Origin of the sequence: Bacillus thermozeamaize, from assembly GCA_002159075.1 — a bacterium.
In the GTDB taxonomy this organism is placed as follows: domain Bacteria; phylum Bacillota; class Bacilli; order ZCTH02-B2; family ZCTH02-B2; genus Bacillus_BB; species Bacillus_BB thermozeamaize.
In genome coordinates this window covers 1-1,798 of record LZRT01000037.1, presented here as the reverse complement: position 1 = coordinate 1,798, position 1,798 = coordinate 1, and the positions used below count along the sequence as shown (strand labels likewise).

At 53.6% G+C, this 1,798-nt stretch carries 1 protein-coding gene and 2 pseudogenes; all 3 read right to left on the bottom strand.

Going from position 1 to position 1,798, the window contains the following annotated elements:
* A pseudogene (locus BAA01_02320) lies at window positions 1–360 on the bottom strand (hypothetical protein).
* Window positions 361–455: 95 nt separating this feature from the next.
* Window positions 456–1,436 carry a methionine sulfoxide reductase gene (locus BAA01_02315; GenBank protein ID OUM89595.1) on the bottom strand — a complete coding sequence of 327 codons (981 nt, stop codon included), beginning with the start codon at window positions 1,434–1,436 and terminating at the stop codon, window positions 456–458.
* A gap of 96 nt (window positions 1,437–1,532) precedes the next feature.
* Window positions 1,533–1,798 (bottom strand): annotated as a pseudogene (locus tag BAA01_02310) (hypothetical protein).

Below are 1,798 nucleotides of genomic sequence, written 5' to 3'. Positions count from 1 at the left end.
AATGAAGTAATCAATGTACTTAAGTATCCCTTCGCCGCCGTATGTCGTCGACTCGGCCAATGAATGGTAAACCGTATACGTCAGGAGAAACAACGTCGTCGCGCCAAAAGCGGCCAAAATAAAACGCCGGTGCAGCACGACATTTTTCCGTTTGATCGAAACAAGCGCCGCCAGGAGAAAGGCAAACGTGAAGCTGTTCAGTATCGCATTGATCATCGGCAGAAACGTCAAATCCAAGTGCCCAAACGCGCTGGGTTTTGGCATGACGTACAGCACGGCGATGATCGCGTAAATGACGATCGACAAAACGACGACGAGCGGTGTGGTATTTCGCTCTGCCTTCTGCCGTGAATCGCGCATCGTCTCTCTTCCCTTCAAGCAGTCATTGGTACCTTTCCAACTTAAAAAATGCACGCCCAAAAAGCAACTCGTACAGCTTCAGTTTCACCATTTTGTCACGATTTCGATTCATCACGGCGCTGTTGAAACAGCTTGACGTACTGGCCGTACCCTTCTTTTTCCAGATCTTCCACCGGAATGAAGCGCAAAGCTGCGGAGTTGATGCAGTAGCGCAAGCCCGTCGGCGGCGGGCCGTCGTCGAAAACGTGCCCGAGGTGGGAGTCTGCCCCTTTGCTGCGCACTTCGATGCGCACCATGTTGTGGCTCGTGTCAATTTTCTTCACAATCAGTTCTTCGTGCAGGGGACGGGTGAAGCTCGGCCACCCGCAACCGGCGTCAAACTTGTCAAGCGAGCTGAACAGCGGCTCCCCCGATACGATGTCGACATAAATCCCGTCACGTTCGTTGTCCCAGTATTCGTTTTGAAACGGCGGTTCTGTCGCGTTGTTTTGTGTCACCTCATACTGCAATGGTTTCAGCCGTTCGCGAAGCCACCGCTTTTTTTCCTTGCCCCAGTGCTTCTCGAGAAACTGATCCCGCCCGGACCCTTTGCGATAGGCATAATAGTGCAGCGGGTTCTTCTTATAAAAGTCCTGGTGATATTCCTCCGCCGGATAAAACGGTCCCGCAGGCAAAATTTCGGTCACAATCGGCTTGTCGAACCGCCCGCTTTCTTCCAAAGCCCGCTTGGACGCTTCCGCTTTGACACGCTGTTCTTCGTTGTGGTAAAAGATGGCCGTTCGGTATGAATCGCCACGGTCGTAAAACTGCCCGCCCGGATCGGTCGGATCAATTTGCTGCCAAAAGATTTCCAGCAACCTCTCATAAGGGAACAGGCTCGGGTCAAACGTGATCTGCACCGCTTCGCAGTGACCGGTCGTTCCTGCGCACACTTCCTCGTATGTCGGATTTTCCTTGTGCCCTCCGGTGTAACCGGACACCACTTTGATGATGCCAGGAAGTTTGTCAAAGGGAGAAACCATGCACCAGAAGCATCCGCCGGCAAACGTCGCCAGCTCATGCCGCTTGTCACCCATAGAAGATCACCTTCTTTCCTGTGACTATTCACAGTGTTTCCATGACCACCCGGCCCATTCAAACCGGTTTGTTCTGATGAGACGACGCAGCGGAACTCACGCCTTTTCTGACGAGCGGTCGGGAACCTTCCCCTCTTTCCAGTCAGCGTACTTGATCCGTTTCATCTGAAGCAAGGTCTCTTCCCCAATCCGCGTATACCAGCTGCCGCCCAAGCGTCCCAGCGGTTTCAGGACGTCATACCGGATCCGGCCATTCTCCCAAACCGCATCGTCGATGTGGACATGCACCACATCCCCCATCACCCAGTAATTCTCCTCCCCGTCAGCGGCCAGCTTGATCATGTCCCGATACCGGCACTCGA